The 22,647-nt window shown below is 40.3% G+C and carries 20 protein-coding genes; 9 read left to right on the top strand and 11 right to left on the bottom strand.

What is annotated here, in order from left to right:
* Nucleotides 1-6: 6 nt before the first annotated feature.
* The gene (gene cmoM, locus WAX86_RS08755; protein ID WP_005298854.1) at nt 7-804 is read right to left on the bottom strand and encodes a tRNA uridine 5-oxyacetic acid(34) methyltransferase CmoM; all 798 of its coding nucleotides are present in this window, start codon (nt 802-804) and stop codon (nt 7-9) included.
* Between the two features lie 122 nt (nt 805-926).
* Here cmoM and elyC point away from each other — a divergent pair, with 122 nt between their 5' ends.
* From elyC to hpf, 3 genes are all read left to right on the top strand, one after another.
* The gene (gene elyC / locus WAX86_RS08760; RefSeq protein WP_138241622.1) at nt 927-1,763 is read left to right on the top strand and encodes an envelope biogenesis factor ElyC; all 837 of its coding nucleotides are present in this window, start codon (nt 927-929) and stop codon (nt 1,761-1,763) included.
* A gap of 329 nt (nt 1,764-2,092) precedes the next feature.
* A complete protein-coding gene (locus tag WAX86_RS08765; protein WP_068947389.1) occupies nt 2,093-3,487 on the top strand; it encodes an L-cystine transporter in 1,395 nt (464 codons plus the stop codon).
* Between the two features lie 337 nt (nt 3,488-3,824).
* Nucleotides 3,825-4,190: a ribosome hibernation-promoting factor, HPF/YfiA family gene (gene hpf / locus WAX86_RS08770; RefSeq protein ID WP_036763653.1), complete on the top strand. Its 366-nt coding sequence runs from the start codon at nt 3,825-3,827 to the stop codon at nt 4,188-4,190.
* Nucleotides 4,191-4,290: 100 nt separating this feature from the next.
* On the opposite strand, the gene kdsB is transcribed toward hpf, so the two are convergent.
* The 5 genes from kdsB to WAX86_RS08795 form a co-directional block, all read right to left on the bottom strand.
* Nucleotides 4,291-5,037: a 3-deoxy-manno-octulosonate cytidylyltransferase gene (kdsB, locus tag WAX86_RS08775; protein WP_005298848.1), complete on the bottom strand. Its 747-nt coding sequence runs from the start codon at nt 5,035-5,037 to the stop codon at nt 4,291-4,293.
* Nucleotide 5,038: 1 nt separating this feature from the next.
* Nucleotides 5,039-5,218 carry a Trm112 family protein gene (locus tag WAX86_RS08780; protein ID WP_005298846.1) on the bottom strand — a complete coding sequence of 60 codons (180 nt, stop codon included), beginning with the start codon at nt 5,216-5,218 and terminating at the stop codon, nt 5,039-5,041.
* A complete protein-coding gene (gene lpxK, locus WAX86_RS08785; protein ID WP_068968070.1) occupies nt 5,199-6,233 on the bottom strand; it encodes a tetraacyldisaccharide 4'-kinase in 1,035 nt (344 codons plus the stop codon). The genes WAX86_RS08780 and lpxK overlap by 20 nt, the downstream gene beginning before the upstream one ends.
* Entirely contained in the window at nt 6,233-7,990 is a 1,758-nt protein-coding gene (msbA, locus tag WAX86_RS08790) for a lipid A ABC transporter ATP-binding protein/permease MsbA (RefSeq protein WP_341488655.1), read from the bottom strand. The genes lpxK and msbA overlap by 1 nt, the downstream gene beginning before the upstream one ends.
* Nucleotides 7,991-8,133: 143 nt before the next feature.
* Nucleotides 8,134-10,446: a DNA internalization-related competence protein ComEC/Rec2 gene (locus tag WAX86_RS08795; RefSeq protein WP_341488656.1), complete on the bottom strand. Its 2,313-nt coding sequence runs from the start codon at nt 10,444-10,446 to the stop codon at nt 8,134-8,136.
* 31 nt (nt 10,447-10,477) lie between these two features.
* Here WAX86_RS08795 and WAX86_RS08800 point away from each other — a divergent pair, with 31 nt between their 5' ends.
* Nucleotides 10,478-11,026: a DUF2062 domain-containing protein gene (locus WAX86_RS08800; protein ID WP_005298837.1), complete on the top strand. Its 549-nt coding sequence runs from the start codon at nt 10,478-10,480 to the stop codon at nt 11,024-11,026.
* Nucleotides 11,027-11,190: 164 nt separating this feature from the next.
* Here WAX86_RS08800 and gspS2 read toward each other — a convergent pair whose 3' ends face one another.
* Nucleotides 11,191-11,535: a type II secretion system pilot lipoprotein GspS-beta gene (gene gspS2 / locus WAX86_RS08805; RefSeq protein ID WP_341488657.1), complete on the bottom strand. Its 345-nt coding sequence runs from the start codon at nt 11,533-11,535 to the stop codon at nt 11,191-11,193.
* A 252-nt stretch (nt 11,536-11,787) separates the two neighbouring features.
* On the opposite strand from gspS2, the gene WAX86_RS08810 reads away from it, so the two are divergent.
* The 3 genes from WAX86_RS08810 to WAX86_RS08820 all read left to right on the top strand — a co-directional run bounded on the left by WAX86_RS08810 (nt 11,788) and on the right by WAX86_RS08820 (nt 13,757).
* Nucleotides 11,788-12,348, top strand: a complete 561-nt coding sequence (locus WAX86_RS08810; protein WP_036764941.1) for an HdeD family acid-resistance protein — start codon at nt 11,788-11,790, stop codon at nt 12,346-12,348.
* 422 nt (nt 12,349-12,770) lie between these two features.
* A complete protein-coding gene (locus tag WAX86_RS08815; RefSeq protein ID WP_036763641.1) occupies nt 12,771-13,016 on the top strand; it encodes a hypothetical protein in 246 nt (81 codons plus the stop codon).
* A gap of 45 nt (nt 13,017-13,061) precedes the next feature.
* The gene (locus WAX86_RS08820; protein ID WP_341488658.1) at nt 13,062-13,757 is read left to right on the top strand and encodes a DedA family protein; all 696 of its coding nucleotides are present in this window, start codon (nt 13,062-13,064) and stop codon (nt 13,755-13,757) included.
* 303 nt (nt 13,758-14,060) lie between these two features.
* Here the strand turns inward: WAX86_RS08820 and WAX86_RS08825 are convergent, their stop codons facing one another.
* From WAX86_RS08825 to lolC, 4 genes are all read right to left on the bottom strand, one after another.
* Nucleotides 14,061-14,615 (bottom strand): outer membrane beta-barrel protein, encoded by a 555-nt coding sequence (locus tag WAX86_RS08825; protein ID WP_341488659.1) that lies wholly within the window; start codon nt 14,613-14,615, stop codon nt 14,061-14,063.
* A gap of 550 nt (nt 14,616-15,165) precedes the next feature.
* Nucleotides 15,166-16,410 (bottom strand): lipoprotein-releasing ABC transporter permease subunit LolE, encoded by a 1,245-nt coding sequence (gene lolE, locus WAX86_RS08830; RefSeq protein WP_005298832.1) that lies wholly within the window; start codon nt 16,408-16,410, stop codon nt 15,166-15,168.
* On the bottom strand, nt 16,410-17,099 hold the full coding sequence (lolD, locus tag WAX86_RS08835; protein ID WP_341488660.1) for a lipoprotein-releasing ABC transporter ATP-binding protein LolD: 690 nt from the start codon (nt 17,097-17,099) through the stop codon (nt 16,410-16,412). The genes lolE and lolD overlap by 1 nt, the downstream gene beginning before the upstream one ends.
* Nucleotides 17,092-18,300: a lipoprotein-releasing ABC transporter permease subunit LolC gene (lolC, locus tag WAX86_RS08840; RefSeq protein WP_272468541.1), complete on the bottom strand. Its 1,209-nt coding sequence runs from the start codon at nt 18,298-18,300 to the stop codon at nt 17,092-17,094. The genes lolD and lolC overlap by 8 nt, the downstream gene beginning before the upstream one ends.
* Nucleotides 18,301-18,500: 200 nt before the next feature.
* Here lolC and WAX86_RS08845 point away from each other — a divergent pair, with 200 nt between their 5' ends.
* Together WAX86_RS08845 and mfd are read left to right on the top strand one after the other, a co-directional pair.
* On the top strand, nt 18,501-19,082 hold the full coding sequence (locus WAX86_RS08845; RefSeq protein ID WP_005298829.1) for a hypothetical protein: 582 nt from the start codon (nt 18,501-18,503) through the stop codon (nt 19,080-19,082).
* Entirely contained in the window at nt 19,082-22,540 is a 3,459-nt protein-coding gene (gene mfd / locus WAX86_RS08850; protein ID WP_341489379.1) for a transcription-repair coupling factor, read from the top strand. The genes WAX86_RS08845 and mfd overlap by 1 nt, the downstream gene beginning before the upstream one ends.
* Nucleotides 22,541-22,647: the final 107 nt, after the last annotated feature.

Genomic DNA, 22,647 nt, shown 5'->3' on the forward strand with positions numbered 1-22,647 from the left:
TTGCTGTTATGCTTCCACTAAATCGTTATCGCTAGGCTTACGCGCATAGACATGTATATAACGACCTAGAGATAAATACGGTTCTTGACGACACAGTTTCTGTTCCATATCAAGAACTTGTTCAAATGTATAATCACCTAAACGATGCTTTTGCATATAATCATGGAAAGTACGGACACCCGTTTTCCCCATAATTTCCAAACCAGCATCTTCAAGGCATTGATAAACTTCCTCTGGTCTGATCCCTTTTTGTGGCTGAAGCTTAAATCGCTTACGATGCGGCATACCTTCTTCGATATGCGTTAAATTGCCACAGATAAGGTTCTTAAACAGTAACCCGTGGTAGTTATAAAACATGACTGAAATGACACCGCCAGGCTTGATTTGTTCCAATAAACCGCTCAAAGCGCTAATTGGATCAACTAACCACTCCATTACTGCATGAAAAAGAATCAGATCAACAGGTTGCTCTATAAATTGTCCAACCTCTTGTACTGGACAATGAACTAAACGATATTGCTCAAGCAAACCATTTTTAGCAATTTCTTGCTCGGCTAAATTCAGCATTTCGCTAGAAAGATCACATAAAGTAACATGATGACCTAACTCGGCGATGCGCTGCGACAACTGACCTAAACCACCTCCAGCATCCAACACTTGTAGTGGCGTTTCGCTCTTAAGCTCTGCTAAGATCTGTTCAATATCCTGCCAAACGACGGTTTGTCGAATTTCGCCTTTGGCAGTCCCATATATATTTTTCGCAAATTTTTGCGCTAAATCATCAAAATTTCGGTCTTTGATCACGTCTGCTTTACGTTATGATAGCGATTATAAAAAATGTCTTTTATTTTCTCACAAGCGCTCAAGGAATAAAGGCTTGTGATGCTATTTAAAGCTCAATTGCTGAATTTTCGGACTACTCTTTCATGTTTGAACTCAAAAAATTGCTTTCCACACTATTAATGCCACTACCAGCCCTACTTATAATCGGCTTTATTGGCTTATATCTACTTTGGTTTACCCGTCGTAAGGGGCTCGCTGGAGGATTTATTACTGCGTCACTGTTAGGAATTTTACTGCTCTCCTTTCAGCCAATCTCCACCAGTTTACTGCGTCCCTTAGAGAAGCAGAATCCTCCCTTTATACCGCATTCTACGCCAGTTAACTACGTTATGGTGTTAGGTGCAGGTCATGTTATTGACAATGCGTTTCCTATTACTTCGCAATTATCACGTGCTGCATTAATGCGTTTAGTTGAAGGTATTCGTATTTATCGTATGTATCCTGGCTCAAAACTCATTTTATCGGGTTATGGCGGCGGTTCAGATATTAGTCATGCTCGTATGATGGCAAAAGTTGCCTTAGCATTAGATGTTAATAAAGCGGACATATTACTACTCGAAACGGCCAAGGATACGTGGGAAGAGGCGTTTCAAGCAGCCTCTGTTGTCGGTGATAAGAATCTGGTGTTAGTAACATCAGCTAGCCATATGTCACGCGCCTTATACGAATTCCATCAAGCCGGGTTAAACCCAATCCCAGCACCAACAAACTTTTTGGCCAGTAATAAAATTGAGCAGCCTTGGGTTCGCTATGCACCAAGCTCTAAATATTTAGAACAGTCGGAACGATACTGGCATGAACGAATGGGACAAATTTGGCAGCGTCTTCGTGATGCCTTAGTTCAAGAGCACGTTGAAAAACCACAATCCGCTGTATCTGATGTTCACGATCTCGAACAAGACAGCAAAACCGCTCAATAATTAAGCGCCCACCTCAGCAAAACTGATGTTGCAATAATGTAAAGCCAATATGCGTATTTTCCATATTGGCTTTTTTATAATTACTACTTTTTCTGTTTTGAGAAAGACAAAGAGAAATATTTTCTTCCCACCTCTTTTTAATAACTTTTAGATATATGGAATAGCTTTTTCTTATATCTAAAAGTATTAAAAAGACTACCGTTTTTTGTGATCCCCCTCTTATGATGCATACAAATTACAGAGAAAATTCCCACTCAGAATCAAGATAATCGCCAACATTTCTGAAGTAGGATGCCTAAATTCAGACACAAAATACTAAGGTCGGCACTATGATCTATCCCATCGTAAACTTAATTATTTTTGCGCTTCTCATTGCGCTGCTATACCAACAACAACGAGCTGAAAAAACACTGTCTCGTCGTGTATTTATCAGTTTAGGTTTGGGTGTTATCTTCGGTGCTTGTTTACAATTTGTTTACGGTAGCGGTTCAGAAGCGATTAACCAAACCCTTAACTACGTTAATATTGTGGGTGCAGGCTACGTTAGCTTACTAAAAATGATCATTATGCCACTCATCATGGTTTCGATTATTGGCGCTATCATCAAAGTGAAAGACTCAGGCTCTCTGGGTAAAATTTCAGGTCTTTCGATTGGTATTTTGTTAGCAACAACAGCAGCATCAGCATTAATCGGTATTTTAGTTACTCATTTATTTGGTTTATCTGCTGATAGTATTGTTCAAGGTGCTCGTGAGATCGCTCGTGGTGAAGCTCTACAGACACGTCTAACATCTGTTGAAAGCTTATCTTTTGCTGATATGGTGATCTCTTTCTTCCCGAGTAATCCATTTGCTGATTTAGCAGGTGCTCGTCCAACATCAACTATCGCCGTTGTTATTTTCTCAGCCTTTATCGGCGTTGCTGGTTTAACGGTTATCCGTACTCAACCAGAACTGGGTGCAAGTTTTGAGAAATTTATTCATGTTGCACAAGAAGTAGTTCGTGCTCTAGTTCGTATGGTTCTGAACTTAACGCCATATGGTGTTTTGGCTCTTATGAGTAAAGTTGTTGCAGGCTCTAACTATCACGATATCTTAAACTTAATTAGCTTTGTTGCTGCATCTTATGTGGGATTAGCGTTAATTTTGGTTATGCACCTCGTCTTGGTTAGCTCTGTTGGTGTAAACCCAATTCGTTATATTAAGAAGATACTTCCTGTACTAACATTTGCTTTCACATCTCGTTCTAGCGCAGGAACCATTCCTCTAAATATTGAGACGCAAGTAAAACAATTGGGCAATAGTGATGGTGTAGCAAACTTTTCAGCATCGTTTGGTGCAACAATGGGCCAAAATGGTTGTGCGGGCCTTTACCCTGCAATGTTAGCGGTAATGATTGCACCTACAGTAGGTATTAATCCTCTCGACCCTAGCTTTATGCTAACGCTTATTGCCGTAGTCACCGTGAGTTCATTTGGTATTGCAGGTGTTGGTGGTGGTGCAACATTTGCAGCTCTGATTGTATTATCAACACTTAATATGCCTGTTGCCTTAGCTGGTCTATTAATTTCAATTGAGCCTTTAATTGATATGGGACGTACCGCAATTAATGTAAGTGGCTCAATGACAGCAGGAACAATTACCTCTCGATTATTAGGTCAATATGATGAGAAGGTATTTCAACAAGATGAAGAGACTGATACGTCGCCAACCCATCTAGCATAACAATCACACCAGATTAATAAATCAAACCGCTATATCCACTTATAGCGGTTTTTTTATAATTTGAGATCATTGATTACTAAAATTGAGTAATACAAAATAAACACATAAATCAAACTTAACGAATACAAACATCATCTGATTTCTATGTTTTTTATATCAATATTGAGAATCATGATTAAGTAAATATTAAATTCGCTTACAAATAGAGCAAGAAACCTTATTTATCAACAAATTAGTTACAATTTAATTTTGTGATTTAGATCGCATAAAGTCAGCTCAAACAAGTTCATCTTAAATAGCACATACCATAGAGAATAAATAAGAGATGGTGAGTAAAATGACTATTAAAATTACAGCACGTAACTTTGAACTTCCTGATTATCTTGAAGAGCATATTCACAAAGCATTTATGAAGCTTGATAAATTTAGTATTAATTTTCATAGCAAAGATGTTTTCATGAAACTTGAACCAGAAAAGAACTTTCATGTTGAAATTGCTACTCGTTCAAATCTAGGTCAAATTGATGCATCAGCTGATAGTAAAGAATTAATTGAAGCATTAAATGAAGCATTTGCTCGTCTTGAACGTCAGCTAATTAAAAATAAAGAGAAGCCTATGTCTCATATGGCAGATCATGCTGAAAAACAAAAAGCAAAACTGATTGCTGATGAGTTAGAACAAGAAGCCGTAGCAGATAAGTAATTTTCTGATTTATTGTTGGAAATAAATCTGTCGCAGTCAAAAAAACCGAGTGAAATTAATAATCTCACTCGGTTTTTTATTGTTCTAAATAATTAAACTGTTAGCTAATTAATGCACGAACTTTTTCTAAATCTTCAGGCGTATCAACTCCTGCTGGCGGAGCATCAATTGCGACATCAACATGAATTTTTTCGCCATACCAAAGAACACGTAACTGCTCTAATGCTTCAATTTGTTCTAAAGCAGTTGGCTGCCAATTAATATAGGTATTAATAAAGCCTGCACGATATGCGTAAATACCAATATGACGCAGTAAATTATGATGAATCTGAGCTGGTTGTTGAGCGAAGTGATCACGATCCCAAGGAATGGAAGCGCGACTAAAGTACATCGCATAACCGTCTTTATCCGTTACGACTTTCACAGCATTTGGATTAAAGACTTCATCTTCATGATCAATTTCAACCGCTAACGTCGCCATTGGTGCATTTTTATGAGCCAAATTATCAGCAACTTGGCGAATGATCGTATCAGGAATTAACGGCTCATCACCTTGAACATTAACGACAATATGATCATCAGCTAAGTTGTATTTCTCGACCACTTCAGCTAAACGCTCTGTACCTGACTGATGATCGCTACGGGTCATACACACTTCACCACCAAAGGCTTGAACAGCATCAAAAACACGCTGATCATCTGTTGCCACAATCACTTTATCAGCCCCTGACTTACAAGCTTGCTCGTAAACCCACTGAACCATCGGCTTACCACCAATATCAGCTAAAGGTTTACCAGGTAAGCGAGTAGACTGGTATCGCGCTGGAATAATAACCGTGAACGACATATTAATTCACCTCTTCAGGGCTTAATGTGCGAGCTTCTGGTTCAAGTAATACCGGAATTCCATCACTAATGGGATACGCTAAGCGATCAAATTTACAAACCAGTTCATTCTTATCTTTATCGTAGTTCAGTTTTCCGTTACAAACTGGACAAGCTACAATTTCAAGCAGACGGTGATCCATACTTTTCCTTTACCTCAATGATCTGATTAATAATGGCTGTCGCATGTTCCGAATCAATCTCGGCATCTACAGGCAGATACCACCAATTGTCTCGAGCAAATCCGTGGCATTTCACCGCGTCTTTTTCAGTCATTACTAGGTGCTGCCCGTGTTGGGCAAGTTGTACTAATTCATCTTCAACCATGGCTTGATGATCGGCAAATGGTTGGCACTTAATTGGGGTGACCCCCAACGCAGATAATGTATTAAAAAATCGTGGTGGATGACCAATTCCAGCCATTGCAACCACGTCAGACAATTGCGAAACATCACATCGCAATCCTGTCTTCATATTGATTAATGGCGCCGGCTTTAAGCTCATAGCAGCTTCGTTAGCCTGAGGCTTGCCACCATTACAAATTAAGAAATCGACTTCATTAAGACGCGAACACGGTTCACGAAGCGGACCTAAAGGGATCAGTTGTTCATTACCAAATCGACGTTGGCCATCAATAACAACCAATTCGAGATCACGCTCTAACGCATAGTGCTGTAGACCGTCATCCGTAATAATGATATCAACACCTTGTTCTATCAATAGTTTTACTGCTTCAGCTCTTTTGGGCGCAACTGCAACAGGCGCTTGAGTTCGACGCTGAATCAAAACAGGCTCATCACCTACAATCGATGCAGGAGTATCACTGTTTACCAGATAAGGATAATACGGTGCTTTACCTCCGTAACCTCGTGATACAACGCCTGGTTTGTAACCGCGAGCTTGTAGTTGTTCCACCAGCCAAACCACTACTGGCGTTTTACCATTACCACCTGCGGTAATATTACCGACAACCACAACAGGTACTGGAGCTCGATAAGCTTGTTTTTTACCCGAGCGGTACTCTTCCCTGCGTTTTTTTGCTATGTAGCCAAACAGCTTACTTAACGGGAAGAAAATAGGCCAAGTTACCCCATAAAGAAACAGCATCCCCCCTTTAGGAGGATGCTGAAACCAAAGCTTTTCAATTAAGTTTGCCATTACTCACCAAATTGAATGCGATGAAGTTGAGCGTAAGCACCATCAAGAGCAATGAGCTCATCATGAGTACCGCGTTCAATAATTTCACCTTCATCAACCACTAAGATCTGATCTGCTTTCTCGATAGTTGATAATCGGTGGGCAATAACTAATGCGGTACGATCTTTTTGCAATTCATCCAATGCCGCTTGAATAGCACGCTCTGATTCCGTATCAAGGGCTGATGTCGCCTCATCAAGAATAAGAATTGGAGCATTGCGTAATAATGCACGAGCAATGGCAATACGTTGACGTTGACCGCCAGATAGGCTAACGCCATTTTCACCGATAACCGTATCTAACCCATTATCCATATCTTTAACAAAGTCCATGGCATGGGCAAGAGTTGCTGCTCGTTCAATATCTTCTCGGCTGTACTTATCACCGCTTGCATAAGCGATGTTATTGGCAATCGTATCATTAAACAGATGCACATTTTGAGATACAACGGCTACATGTTCACGTAAATTAAACAGTTCGTAATCACAAATATTAATACCGTCTAATTGAATTTCGCCACTATCAATATCGTAAAAACGCGTCATTAAGTTAGCAATGGTACTCTTACCAGAACCAGAACGACCAACCAGTGCGATAGTCTTACCGGCGGGAAGCTCAAAACTCACATTGCGCAGTGCTGGTGTATCTTTTGTTGGATAAGTAAAGGTCACATTGTTAACTGAAACATCACCGCGAACAGTATCAACTTGATATGTTCCGTTATCTTTCTCAGTTTCTAAATCCATAAGTTCAAACAGCGTATGACAAGCCGCCATACCACGTTGGAACTGAGAGGTCACGTTAGTCAGTGCTTTTAGCGGTCGCATCAAACCAAACATAGCACCAAATACCACAGCAAAAGTACCTGGGGTTAATTCGGCACGTAATGACTCTGAGTTTGCAAGTACTAAAACAACAACAAGAGCTAACGAAGCAATAAGCTGAATAACTGGGTTCGCAATCGCTTGAGCAGAAACCAATTTCATTGTTTGGCGACGCATCAAGTTACTCACCTGATCAAAACGCTGCTTCTCTACTTCTTGACCACCATAACTCAGTACAACTTTGTGGCCTTTAAGCATTTGTTCTGCTGAAGAGGTAACCGATCCCATTGCATCTTGCATATTGCGAGAAATTTTACGGAAACGCTTCGAAACAATACGAATACTGATCGCAACCACAGGTGCAATAACCAAAAGAATGGCGGAAAGCTGCCAACTGTTCCAGAACATTAGCGCCATCAAACCAATAATCGAGGCACCTTCACGCACCATGCTAACCAAAGCGCTACTGGTGGCGGAAGCAACTTGTTCTGAGTCGTACGTAATACGAGACAACAACGCACCGGAAGCTTCTTGATCGAAGAAAGAAACAGGCATCTTCATAAAATGATTAAACAAACGACGACGTAAGTTCATCACAACGTTACCCGATACCCAAGATAAGCAGTACGTAGAGATAAAACCACTTAAGCCACGTACGATCATTAAACCAATAAGATAAATTGGCATCATGGTAAGAAAATCGGTGTCAAGCTTATCAAATCCACCAAAGCTCTCATCAAGAAGAGGTTTGATCATTGATAACATAAGAGTGTCGCCTAGCGCATTAATAATTAAGGCAACAACAGCTACTGTTAATCCAAGCTTATAAACACTGATGTATGGCCACAGTCGTTTATACGTATCGACAGTAGATTTCTCTGTAATATTTGTCATGGAAACCCATATTTCAATAAGACAATTACCTCTATTCTACCCTCTAAATGACTGTATAACAAAATGTGTTCTTCTCTATCAGAGAGATATAGGTAGGATAGGTCAATGTCTAGACAATCTAGGTTTAAAACTCGGGTTACCAGCTATTTATCTCGTTGCCAGCGAAACCACTCGGTCGCCACATCCTGACGGTAACGCTGTAACTTAATTTGATTATCCACAAACTGAACACTAATTTGCCCTTCATTTGCGGTTGTTAGCCAAACAATATTTCGTTGCTCATACCGTTCTTTAATGTGTTGAGAAGGTAACCGCCAAGGGTTATAGAGATTTATTGAGGTCAATGCGTAAGAGGGTTGTAATTTATCTAACCAAGTATGGGTTGATGAGGTCGCACTACCATGATGCGGAACAACAAGTACTTCCGTTGTTAGTTGAGGGTAAGCTTTAGCCAAAAGTAATTCCACCACATCGTCAATATCACCAGTTAGTAATATTTGAGTTTGACTGAGTTTTCGTCCAGATTCTCGAATACTAATCACACAAGAATAGGGGTTAGATGCGTAATCCCTGATAACTGGCGGCCATAGGACTTCAAATTTTAATCCTTGCCACAACCAACTTTCGCCTTGTTTACAAACAGAAAAACCAGACCGCTTATCACTGGAGCGGCGCTTAACAGGATTAAAATCTGCAACAATATGATCGGTTCCTCCTGCATGATCATTATCACTATGGCTAATAATAAAACCATCCAATTGCCCTATCCCCTTTTTTGCTAATACAGGGGCAATCACTCTTCGAGCAATACTGCTGTCTTTCCACTGGCTTCCTGTATCGTATAACCACGCTTGTTGATTTTTTTCGATTAATATCGCAAGTCCATGCCCAACATCCAACATATGAATTTTCCACCCCATAGCCGGTGAACGATTATTCAAATTCCAATAAAAAAGACATAAAAGAACAAAAATTGATATGTGCCCACCGATAAATTGGCGAAGAGGTAAAAGGTACAAACTTATCCCCCACACAATAGCGCCACATAAAATCCAATAGGTATTCTCTGAAAATAACCACCATCCACCTTTGGCCCATGATGCTATATAAAGAACAGGCAACAGCGACCAATCAGCAAGTTGCCATATCAGTAGAGAAGCTGGCAACCACCATGATGTTAATATAGCCAAAAACAGTAGAGGAACCGTTACCATACTCACCCATGGGACTGCGATGAAATTGATAATAGGTGCCCAAATAGACATACCACCAAACCAGTGCCACTGTAGCGGTAGCATAAAGATAAGTAACACAAATTGCAGTTTTACTAATTCCACTGCATTAGATTTAGCTTTATGACTAAACTTCGAGTGACGAGCCGTTTTTTGCGATGATAACGATTTACCTGAAAATACTCTGGAGGCAAACAAAATCCAAACAGCCGAGAAAGAGAGCCAAAAGCCTGAGGCGTAACTCGATAACGGATTCCACACTAAACATAACGTTAATGTCACTAAAAAAATCTGCCAACTAAGCCACGTTCGCCTTGCACACAGCAGCCCCCCAGCAATCAAACACATCAATAAAGCTCTTTGAGTTGGTAAGGAGAAACCGGCGAGCCAGGCATAAGCAAGAGCAAAACTAAAACCGCAAGTTAAAGGTAGCCATAGAAATTTCTGCTGTTGTGGCAGAAGTGAACGAAGAAACCATCCAATCCCCCATCCCCACAACATAGCGAGCCCTATATGTAACCCAGAGATGGCCATCAAATGAGCTAAACCACTATCACGCAATATCAACCAGTCATCTGCCGTTAATCCATTTCGATAACCAAAAGTCAGAGCGTATAGATAAGCATGATGCTTTAGGTCTACCAGATAGGATGAAATATAATCGAAGAACTGCTGACGATAAGTAACTGAAGAATCTAGCATCATGGGGAGATTGTCGGCTTGATAAATTACTCGGCCTTTACGGGTAATCCCCTTACCTACGGCGTGTACTTCACTATCAAAACCGGCTTCATTTAGCATGCCATAAGGGCGGGAAAACTGAACGGGAATCTGCCATATTTGCCCTTGTTTTACCCAAGTTGATTGATCCCAACTAAGCTTAAAGGTAGAGGGTAAAACGTAAGATGATAGCGTATTTATTATTGGGGAGACCTCTATAGAATCTGACGAAATGTTACGATTTATCAGCGAATTTACTCTAACTTCTATGGTATGATGACTGCGTTTTTGTGGAATACTTTCTAGCTCATTCATATACTGATGAGCATATAAAAGCGCCCATGATGCACTTAATGTAAACCATAGTAGCCAATAATAACGAAAGATAAGCGCAATACTCGTTGTTACGAAGGACACCAAAATAAGCCACTGCATATTGGGTAAGACATCCCATATATGTAGCGACAAAATACCAAACACGACGGCAGTACAAAATAAAAACATCGGTCGTGACTTAAGACAAGAAAGAGCCAGAATGCCTAGACAAATTATCAAACGTTATTTGCCTAACCACGAGACAATTAAACGCCAAAAAGCCCTGCGCATATTTGGTAATGTCTTGTATAACCCTAATTTGTGGTGTTTGAATCGCCGTTCGGCATCGGGAGCTTTTGCTGTTGGCTTGTTTATGGCTTTTGTTCCATTGCCAAGTCAGATGATTATGGCGGCAGGATTGGCTATTTTGTTTGGTGTAAATTTGCCTCTTTCCGTTGCTTTGGTTTGGGTCAGTAACCCAATCACTATGCCTGTTTTGTTTTATGGAGCCTATAAAATTGGGGCTTGGGTGATGAATACCCCCCATTTGCCTTTTCATTTTGAATTGTCTTGGGAGTTTTTGCTTCACCAAATGAGTCAAATCGGACCTCCATTTCTACTGGGGTGTTTCATCTGCAGCGTAACATGCGCACTGCTCGGTTATTTTGGTATTCGAGGGCTATGGCGCTATTCGGTTGTTAGAAGCTGGAATAAACGTAAATTTCGTTTATCTACACTGACTAAGAAGAGTACTTACATCCCCAAATAAACTTAAACCTATCAAACACGCATAAAAAAACCTCGCAAGAGATAGTGCGAGGTTAAGATAGATAGGTTAACAATGAATAAAAGACGAGCTAAGTTGTGAATTACAACAAATTACTGTTCACCATCTTTCAAAGCCTTTCTCTACTCATTTGAATTGAATCTCACTTAGCAGTCGTCTTCCGTTAGAATACGAGATGTTCCATCTAAGTTTTTGAACTCATATTGCAGCCCAACATCTAACAGTTTTGCAATACCGGGAACTTGGCAAAATGAGTTCACAAATTCATTTCTTTCTCTCTCCAACCGCATATCTGCAAACGTCATGACTACGCGAGGGCCTTTTGCATAAACATCTTTAATAACCATTCCCTGCTGCGCTAAGTAAGGTAATTCTTGGCGAATAAGCTCAGCCCTCTGTTGTGCCAAGTTATTGAGATTTATTGATGGCTCCGAGCTACAACCAGTTAGAGCGAAAGCAACCAGACTCATAAATACCAAGGACTTTTTCATTCCACCTTCCAACCTGTTTATCAATATCATTAAAACCAGTGTACCTTTTATGAACCAATTTGAAATCATAAAGTTATGCAGTACGATAAAAATATGACCTTGCACGCTATGTCCGCAAATCTGTATTTATCTGGTATACAAACCTTACATTTCAAATTTAACGCTGTATTATTATTGTTAACCAAGACAAAAAACTTTACCGTTAATGTCATCATCTATAATACAAAACAGCTTAATAAATTAGAGGTTTATATGGAAAGTCCAATGCACTCAATGCTCTCTAAAGGATGGAAATGGTTCTTTATTGTTGGCATTCTAATTAGCATCGCGGGTTTATGTGCGATCAGTTTACCCGTTGTTGCTGGTGTAACAATTACCACAATCATCGGTGCAACCTTCTTATTTAGTGGTCTAGTTCAGGCTTACCATACCTTCAGTATTAAACAGTGGAACGTTAAACTTTGGTACGTTCTAGCTGCAGTTCTTTATATCGTTGGTGGTCTATTTATCTTATTCAAGCCATTAGCAGGATTGGTTACTATCACAATGTTGATGGTTGTGACCATGATCTTCAACGGTGGTACTCGTGTAGTATTTGGTTTAACAAACCGTGCCCTACCAGGTGGTAAGTGGATTGTTCTTAGCGGTATTATTTCAACTGCTATTGGTATTTATTTCTTTACCTTGCTTGATGATCCTCAGTTCTCTCTTTCTCTACTAGGTATCTTTATTGGTGTTTCATTACTATTTGAAGGCTTTAGCTTTATTTTCCTAGGCTCACAACTGAAAAAACAAGCAAATAAAATCCAGTAGTTGTTTAAATATCAAAGGGAGCTTCTAATGCTCCCTTACTTCGCCATAACCTCAGCTATCGCTCTACCTAACATTACCTTATGACAACCCTAATACATAAAGAGCATAATCAATTTCAGATTCAATGATTTTTTCTCTATCCAGCCTGAAATCTAAGGTTTTTATACTTAATAGGCTATCTTCGTTATTTTTGCTGATATAGCCTTTGCATATCAAATCTATTAGCAATAAAATGTTCGGAGTCGGTAGATTACTCATATTGAGTCGTTAAATTGTGTAGATTTACTTCATTTCTCTTCATTACTTGTTCGCTGTTACTGTCTTCAGTTACGGTCGAGCTTGGTCAGCCTAAAAATATAGGTTTGTACCGCTATGAAGTAAGTCTGAATTCAAATATTCACAATGATGATAAAGTACAATATGTGCCAAATTCTCGGTTTGTTCGTAATGAATCAAAACCAGATATAGAGCCATCAACCGACAATCCAGATAGAGTTTCCTCTTTTGATTTGGTTCGAAATTACTTTGAGCATAAGATTTTTGTCGCCAAACTTGCTCAACAACGCGTAATTAGCCATATCAACCCTCCATTTGTGCTTAATGGCTGGCGAATCAGTAATTTACAATTTCGATTTGGCCACAGCCGTAGAGAGCCATTCGTTTCATAAGCTTGTTGTTTTTAAATTTATAACTCTAATTTTAAGGAAACTTTGATGCTAGATTCATTTCTATCCATATTCACAGCACTGTGGCATCAAGATTTTGTTGCGCTAAAAAATCCAGAAAGTGTCTTAATGATCTATTTCTGCGTTACATTCGTCATTTGGCTTGAAAGTGCATTTTTACCAGCTGCTCCTCTTCCGTGTGACAGCATTGTTATACTTTCAGGCACATTAGGTGCGATGGGTATTATTGACTATAAAGTAATATTTATTTTACTAGTAGCTGCGTCTGCAACTGGTAGCTGGCTAGCTTACCTACAAGGACGTTGGTTAGATCATCTACCTAAAGTTCAGCGTTGGGTTAAGATGGTTCCACCACACCGGATGCAAACTGTTGATAGCTTATTGATGCGACATGGTTTAGTAGCATTATTTGTAGCTCGTTTTATCCCTGTTGTACGCCCATTACTACCACTTATGATGGGTCTGCGAGTTAAGAGCAAAACGCATTTTTATCGCTTCACATGGGTAAGTGCAACCGCGTGGGTTGGTCTACTGACTGGTTTTGGTTATTCATTGAAATTCTTACCAGAAAAAGTAGCTCATGTGGTTACGATTATTTTGATGGTTGCCCCTTTGATTACTTTAGCGGTTGCCGTTTGCAGTGTATTAGCAGGTTGGTTATTACGCAGAAAAAAACGTAATGCAGAAATGAATCAAACTCAAGTAGAACAATCTATTAAGTAATATTTAACAGGTTGTATATATTAAGGCTGCTTCGGTAGCCTTTTTCTTTTAATAGAACTAACAGAGCCGAGTCTAAAGGTAAATTTTAGTTAGAAAGATGAGCTCTTCAAAGTTGAATTCGAACCTAAAGACTTGGAGTATTTTGAAGTATCTATTTTAGCCCATCTCAACCATCAAGCCATTATCTTATCCGTAATTACCCTCTATTTATTGAACCAGTAAAATAGCTCTCCTCGTTTTGGTTTCTGATACAAAAAAACCCGCCTTGCGGCGGGTTTAATATAGGATTCGAATAACTTCAAATTAGAAGTAGAAACGAGTACCGAATACGATGTTAGTTAGGCTATCTTTAGCTTTGTCGCCAGAGAAGTCGATATCGTCAGTTGCGATGTTGTAGTTCGCTTCAGCTGTTAGAGCAACGTTAGGGTTGATGAAGTATTTAACACCAGCCGCTAGTTTGATGTTAAGAGCCCAAGAGTCACCGTCTTTACCAAAGTTTTCGTCGTGTATACCTTTGTCTTCGCTGTAGCTCAGGCCAGCAAGCTCAGTTGCTGCACCAACGTAAGGAACCCAGTTAGTAGAGTTAACGAAGTTGTACTCAGTGAACACACCTACTTTACCACTAAATTGATCATTCTCATCTTTAGCACGGATAGAAGCAGTACCACCCACTTCCCAGTTATCTTTAACGAAAGTACCGTAAGAACCATTTAGGTTTAGATCCCAACCGCTACCTAGTTTCGCGTTACCCTGGATACCTAGTTCCTGAGTACCAGCTGGTAGTTGAACTGCTGCTTGAGCTGCAACTGGAGCAATAACTGCTAGAGCCACTAGAAGGCTTAGTGCATTCTTTTTCATTGTAATTCCTAAATTCCATTATATAAGTAGAGACAAGCCAATAAGCTACCCATTATGGATAGCACAAGACATTCTATAATTCATAATATATTTGTCTTTTGCTTCACTTGTCTGAAATTCGGAGCGTAAATTAGCACGACTTTTCGCTGTTGTGAACCCTTCCCTGTTCAGTTTTTGTTCAAATGAACAACATTCATAATTTATTTTATAAAAAGACACCTAAATGATGAATTTAAGAAATTTCTGACATTTACGTGACATTAATTAATTTACAACACGATATACGCTGAATAAAACAGCATAGTATTTGCAATATGTAACATCTGAAATTACTTTATTTTTTATTATGGCTGGCAAATAAAATAACTGTTTAAAGCAGCAGCTAATTTTCACAAATTTTGCAGATATTTTATGTAAAAAAGACACTTTTTATTAGAGGGAGCTACTCACTTGGTTAAATCGAATAGGTTTATCAAAAATAAATAACAAAAAAAGCTCCCATCTAATGAGAGCTTTAATAAATTCTATAACATCCGTTTTTCAACTGGTACTATTTAGCACTCAATACTTGAGCAGGATGTAATCGACTGGCTCGCCTTGCTGGATACCACGTTGCAACTAAACTAAGCAAAATAGCCGTTATCGAAACCAAAATGACATCATGGATAGATAGCTGCGTCGGCAAGAAATCAACAAAGTAGATATCACCAGAAAGAAAACGATGACCAACTAGTTTTTCAATGACTTTGACAATAGCCGTTAAGTTTATCGCCAAAAGTGACCCGACAACCGCCCCAATTAAGCTACCCACTACACCCGACATTAGTCCATGCCAAACAAAAATCGATTTAATGAGACGATCTTGCGCCCCCATGGTACGTAAAATCGCAATATCAGCAGAACGATCTTTAACAGCCATCATCAAAGTCGATACAATATTAAAACAGGCCACACCAATTACCAGCACCATCACTAGGTACATAATAGTGCGAACCATCTGAATATCTCGGTATAGATAACCAAATTTCTGAGTCCAGCTTTTCAAATACACATAAACAGGCAGCGTATACCCTACCTCTTTTACAATGTGCTGTGCATTTAAAACATCGGTCACATTCAAAGAGATACCCGATACGCCATCTCCCATATCCAAATACTGCTGAGCATCTTGTAACGGTACAATCGCCAAGGTGTGATCTATTTGACCACCAAGTGCTAAAATTCCTGCAACTTGGAGACGAATACGATGGGGAGCTTTAAGTTTTGCATCAGGATCCGCGCTTGGAATCATGGCCGTTAGCCAATCGCCTCGTTTCACCTTCAGTTTATTAGCAATACCTTGACCAATGATGATCTCTTTATGCCCAGCTTTAAAATTCGACCAAGCATTATCAAGAACAAACTTAGGCAGAGCACTAACCTTAGTTTCATCTTTTGGATCAACACCTCGTATTCCAACCGCCTTAAGTTTTGCCCCTTTTTCTAACAAAGCAGTGAACTGCACATAAGGCGCAGCACCTGTCACTAACGGGCTCTGTTCAACGCGTTTAATAATAGGTTGCCAATCTTGTAATGGTGGCTTAACTGCTTCTAATTCACCATGAGGAATGACCGCAAGAACTCGATTTTGTAACTCTCGTTCAAAACCATTCATCGCCGATAAACCAAGAATAATCACGGCAACACCAACCGCAATACCAATGGTTGATGACATTGAAATAAACGATACCATCCGATTTCGTTTCTTCGCTCGGCTAAATCGGCTACCTATATAGAGAGATAAAGGTCGAAACATTACACCGCCTCAACTTGTGTTAACACACCATCTTTCATATGCATACAACGGTCAAGTTTGCTTGCCAACTCTTTGTCATGCGTCACGACCAAGAAAGCTGTTCCCGACTCTTGATTGAGTTTACGCATCAAATCATAAATCTCGACTGCAGTTTTATGATCTAAGTTACCCGTTGGCTCATCGGCCAAAACAATAGCCGGTTTATTCACCAATGCTCTTGCAATAGCAACACGTTGACGTTCACCACCACTGAGTTCCGATGGACGATGTTCTAAACGGTGTTTAAGGCCCACTAATTCTAACATGTCATGAGCACACTGACGGGCCTCAGCAACACTCACCCCACCAATCAACAATGGCATTGCCACATTTTCTGTTGCAGTAAAATCGGATAATAAGTGATGAAATTGATACACAAAGCCAATCTGTTTATTACGTAATTTAGCTTGTTTATTCGCACTTAATGAATCTAACCGAGTCCCTTTAAAGAAGACTTCACCATCGGTTGGCTCATCCAATGCCCCTAAAATATGCAATAGGGTACTTTTGCCTGAACCTGAAGAGCCAACAATAGCGACTAACTCACTGTCTTCAATTGAAAATTCAACTTCTTTTAATACTTCAGTCTCAAGCTGAGCCTCTTGATACACCTTACGCAGGTGATGACAATGTAATAATGAATTATTCATAACGTAGTGCCTCAGCAGGACGAACAGATGCAGCTCGGTATGATGGGAATACCGTTGCAAGTAAACTTAATAAAATAGCGCCAATTATAACAATGATGATCTGAACAGGCTCAATAACAACAGGTAAAGAGCCACCAATGGCTGAAAGACGAACGCCAATTATCGACATCACCGTATTTAAATTAACAGAGAGTAATGTACCTAGAATGCCGCCAAATACAGCACCAATTACCCCACTACTCGATCCTTGAACCATAAAAATGGCGAGGATCTGATGGTTAGTCATACCCTGGGTTTTTAAAATCGCAACCTCAGACTGTTTCTCCATCACCACCATAATCAGCGCAGAGATAATATTAAATGCGGCAACGCCGATGATAAGACCCAGCATTAATCCCATCATATTCTTTTCCATTTTAACCGCTTGGAATAACTCGCCACGTTGAGCTCGCCAATCGGTCCATTGCCAATGGTTAGGTAAAGGTTGCTGTTCTAATTCAGTGACAACAAAAGGATCATCAAGATACAGACGCCAACCACTCATTTGATCCGATTTAAAGTGCAATAAACGACCTGCATCCTGAATATTGGTATACACCAGCTCTTCATCAACGTTTGAGCCCGTATCATAAACCCCCACCACGGTAAATTTACGCTGGCTTGGAATTCGACCTAAAGGAGTATATTGACTGACACTCGTAACCATTAATCGGATTTGATCGCCTACTCTAACCCCTAATTGAACAGCTAACGCTTGACCAATAACAACATTAAAACTATTAGGTGTTAATTTATCGAGAGCGCCAAGAACCATATGATCGGCGATAACTTCATATTTATTAGGATCAATACCCAACATGGTCCCCGCCGAAATCGACTGAGCACTCTGAATGACGACCTCACCTCGGGTAATTGGAACAACCTTAGTCACGTGATCCATTTGAGTCAGTACGGCTGGAGCGCTATCACTCTCAAGCATACGACCACTCGCATCGGTAATTACAGCCTGTGGTAATACCCCTAAAATACGGCTTTTCAGTTGATCTTCAAAACCATTCATCACTGATAAAACAGTAACAAGAGCCATAACACCAATAGTAATACCGGCAGTAGACATATAGGAGACGAAACGACTAAAGCGATCGCCTGAGCGACCTCTTAAATAGCGTAACCCTATAAAAAAAGAGACTGGATGAAACATAACCTAGTGAAATCACTCCCTTAAATGAATAGCTCTAGAATACCTGTTCGAGTTATGGAATACCATGCAAAGAGGTAAAACTAATGTAAAAACAGGAACTAATTACCCCCCAACTTGGGTTCTAGACTTGCGGCTTGCATAAGCCTAGGCAATAATCCTTAATTAGACTTGAATCTGAGTTATTAGTTTAAAGGCATAAAATGAATCAGGATGAGTATTTTTCCGTACATTATGATTTAAAAATTAATGTATACCCTCTTGAGGACGGGGTAACCTTGCCCGACCATCAAACCTTTGTGAAGGAAATTCCTCCACTGTTTCGTGTTGCCAGTGAGTGCTCAGAACAAGAAGAGCAAGCAGAACGGTTACTAAAAGGTATTTCACAAGATGAAAATGCCGCGATTGTCCAATACCTATTCGCGCAAAACAGCAAAATTAACCTACTGCTCTCTTACGTTTTATCGCAACAAGATGATGCCAAACACCGTTTTTATACAACGTCATTTGGTGCAAGCAAATTAAACTATATTGCAACCCAACCGCTTGCAGTAAACCAATATGTTCAAACCACACTCTTCTTAGACTACCCACCAGCAGCTATCTACAGTTATGCCCAAGTCAGCCGCTGTGAACTTTTAGCAAATAATCAATTTGAGGTTGAATTACGCTATGTTCGCCTCCAAGAAGAAGATAAAGATTTACTGATTCGAGCTGCGTTACATCAACAGCAAAAACTACTACGTCAACGTGCTCAACAACGCTCAAATACGATAAAAGAATGATGAAACAAAATACAATACTCTCAATTCCTCTTCCGAAAAAAGCGGGAGAAAGTAGCTATGTTGGCAACCTATCTGGTGCAGCACTTGCATTATCGATTGCTGAATTAGCGGCTAACCATAACGGTCCCATACTTGCTGTGGTGCCAGATAGCCAAACAGCAGTCAGACTACAACCAGAGATTAGTCAGTTTACCCATACTGATGTCACTATCTTTCCTGATTGGGAAACGCTGCCTTATGACAACTTTTCCCCCCATCAAGATATCATCTCGGATCGCTTAGCTCGACTATATCAACTGCCAACGCAAGAGTCTGGGGTACTGCTCGTACCCATTAGTACGCTGCTGCAACGATTAACGCCGCGAGAATACCTCCACCAGCATGCTCTCATCGTCAAAAAAGGTGATCGCCTCTCCTTAGAGAAATTACGCCTACAGTTAGAAGCATCCGGGTATCGCCATGTGGATCAAGTTATTGAGCATGGTGAATACGCTAGTCGAGGCTCTCTACTCGATCTATATCCAATGGGTAGTAATCACCCTTATCGTATTGATTTTTTTGATGATGAAGTAGATTCCATTCGTGAGTTCGATCCTGAAAATCAACGTTCTACGGGTGAAATTGAGCATATTAATTTACTGCCAGCTCATGAATTTCCAACCGATGATCTAGCGGTAGAAAGCTTCCGTGTACGTTGGCGTGAACGTTTTGAGGCACGCCGAGAACCTGAGTCGATTTATCAACAAGTCAGTAAAAAAACATGGCCTGCGGGTATCGAATACTGGCAACCTCTATTTTTTGATCATACCGAAAGCTTGTTTGATTATTTACCCCAACAAACATTGCTTGTGACATTAGGTGAGCTTGAGCCTGCCGTTGATCAATTCTTAGCCGATGCTAATTATCGCTACGATCAACGCCGAGTCGATCCACTCCGCCCGCTTCTTGAGCCTAAAGAGCTCTGGTTAACCAAAGATGAGATGCACATTGGCTTTAAACAGTTGCCAAGAGTGCGCATTCAGCAAGAGAGTGTCGATATTGATAAAGCGGATCGCTTCAATCCAGCCCTGACCAAACTGCCAGAGTTAACGATTAATCATCAGCTAAAAGAACCATTAGCAGAACTGCGCCGCTTTACTGAACAGTTTACAGGTAAAGTCATTTTTTCTGTTGCCTCTGAAGGTCGTCGAGAAGCATTACTCGATCTTCTGGCTCGAATCAAATTACGACCAATGGTCTGTGCCAACTTAACAGAAGCAGTTGAAAGCCCATCAAATTACACCATGGTTATTGGTGCTGCTGAAAATGGCTTTTTACTGAGCGCCCCTCATGTTGCCTTTATCTGTGAAAGTGATCTTCTTGGTGAGCGTGTTGCTCAGCGTCGTCGTCGAGAAGAAAAACGAACAACCGTTAACGCAGATACCATCATTCGTAACTTAGCAGAATTGCAAATTGACCAACCCGTTGTTCATATTGAGCACGGTATCGGTCGTTATAAAGGCTTGCAAACGCTAGAAGCTGGCGGTATTACAACCGAATACGTAACGTTAGAGTACCAAAACGGTGCCAAACTATATGTGCCCGTTGCCTCTCTTCATTTAATCAGTCGCTATTCTGGCGGAGCCGAAGAAACAGCACCAATACACAAATTAGGCGGTGAAGCATGGGCCAAAGCGCGTAAGAAGGCTGCAGAAAAAGTACGAGATGTTGCAGCAGAATTGTTGGATGTCTATGCCAAGCGTGAACTTAAACCTGGCTTTAAATTTAAGCTCGATCGTGAAGCCTATGCCGATTTCTGTACAGGCTTCCCATTTGAAGAAACCCATGACCAAGCACTGGCAATTAATATGGTGTTGTCTGATATGTGTCAAACAAAGGTCATGGATCGTTTAGTCTGTGGTGATGTTGGCTTTGGTAAAACCGAAGTCGCGATGCGAGCTGCATTTGTTACTGTTGATAACAACAAACAAGTTACAGTCCTCGTACCAACAACACTGTTGGCCCAGCAGCACTTCGAAAACTTCCGAGACCGCTTTGCTAATACGCCAATTCGAGTTGAAGTTCTCTCTCGCTTTAAAACAGCGAAAGAACAAAAACAGATTTTAGCCGATGTTGAAGAAGGCAAGATTGATATCTTAATCGGTACTCATAAACTGCTTAATAGCACCGTTAAATACCATGATTTGGGTCTATTAATTGTAGATGAAGAGCACCGCTTTGGTGTCCGTCAAAAAGAGAAGATCAAAGCTATTCGAGCTAACGTTGATATTCTAACACTGACTGCTACACCGATTCCTCGAACTCTCAATATGGCTATGAGTGGGATGCGTGATCTTTCAATCATTGCCACCCCGCCTGCTCGCCGATTAGCTATCAAGACCTTTGTTCGAGAGAAAGATGACGCCATCGTTCGTGAAGCAATTTTACGTGAAATTAATCGTGGTGGTCAGGTTTACTTCCTACATAACGAAGTCGATACCATTGAAAAAACCGTAGAAGATATCAGTAAGCTAGTACCTGAAGCTCGAATCACTTTTGCTCACGGCCAAATGCGCGAACGAGAACTTGAGCGCATTATGAGTGATTTTTACCATCAACGATTTAACGTGTTAGTTTGTACAACCATCATTGAAACAGGGATTGATGTTCCAACCGCTAACACCATTATTATGGATCGTGCTGATAACTTAGGTTTGGCTCAATTACACCAGTTACGAGGCCGTGTTGGCCGCTCTCACCATCAGGCTTATGCTTACTTACTCACACCTCATCCTAAGCGTATGACAAAAGATGCCGTGAAACGTTTAGAAGCCATTGCCTCACTTGAAGATTTAGGTGCAGGATTTACTTTGGCAACTCACGATCTAGAAATTCGTGGTGCAGGTGAATTATTAGGCGATGAACAAAGCGGACAAATTCAATCCGTTGGCTTTACGCTGTTTATGGAAATGCTAGAGCAAGCCGTTGATGCATTAAAAGAAGGTAAAGAGCCTTCTCTTGATGATCTGCTTAAAGAGCAAACAGAAGTTGAGTTGAGAATGCCTGCTCTTCTACCTGATGATTTTATGCCCGACATCAATACGCGCTTGTCCATGTACAAACGTATTGCCAGCGCAAAAGATCAAACCGAACTTGATGAAATTCGAGTTGAGCTGATCGACCGCTTTGGTCTATTACCAGAAGCGACCAAAAACTTATTAGCATTAAATCAAATTAAGTTGAAAGCCGCTAAAATTGGGATTCGCAAAATTGAAGCGGGCGAAAAAGGTGGGTACTTCGAATTTAGCCAAGATGCCAATATTAACCCTGCAATTTTGGTTAACTTACTGCAAACCCAGCCACAATATTATCGAATGGAAGGACCGACAAAGCTTAAGATCTTCTTAACCGACAATGATCGTCAAAAACGTATCAAGTTTGTTAATGATCTTGTCGATCAACTATCTCAAGCTGCCTAGTCAATCGTAAAGGCCATCGAACAACTTCGGTGGCTTTTATGTTGTTCTTCCTTCGTTATACTTTATTTTAATGCAGACTCTTAATTTCTATCTTGCCTCATTAGTGG

The sequence above is a fragment of the Photobacterium damselae subsp. damselae genome (assembly GCF_038086725.1).
In the GTDB taxonomy this organism is placed as follows: Bacteria; Pseudomonadota; Gammaproteobacteria; order Enterobacterales; family Vibrionaceae; genus Photobacterium; species Photobacterium damselae.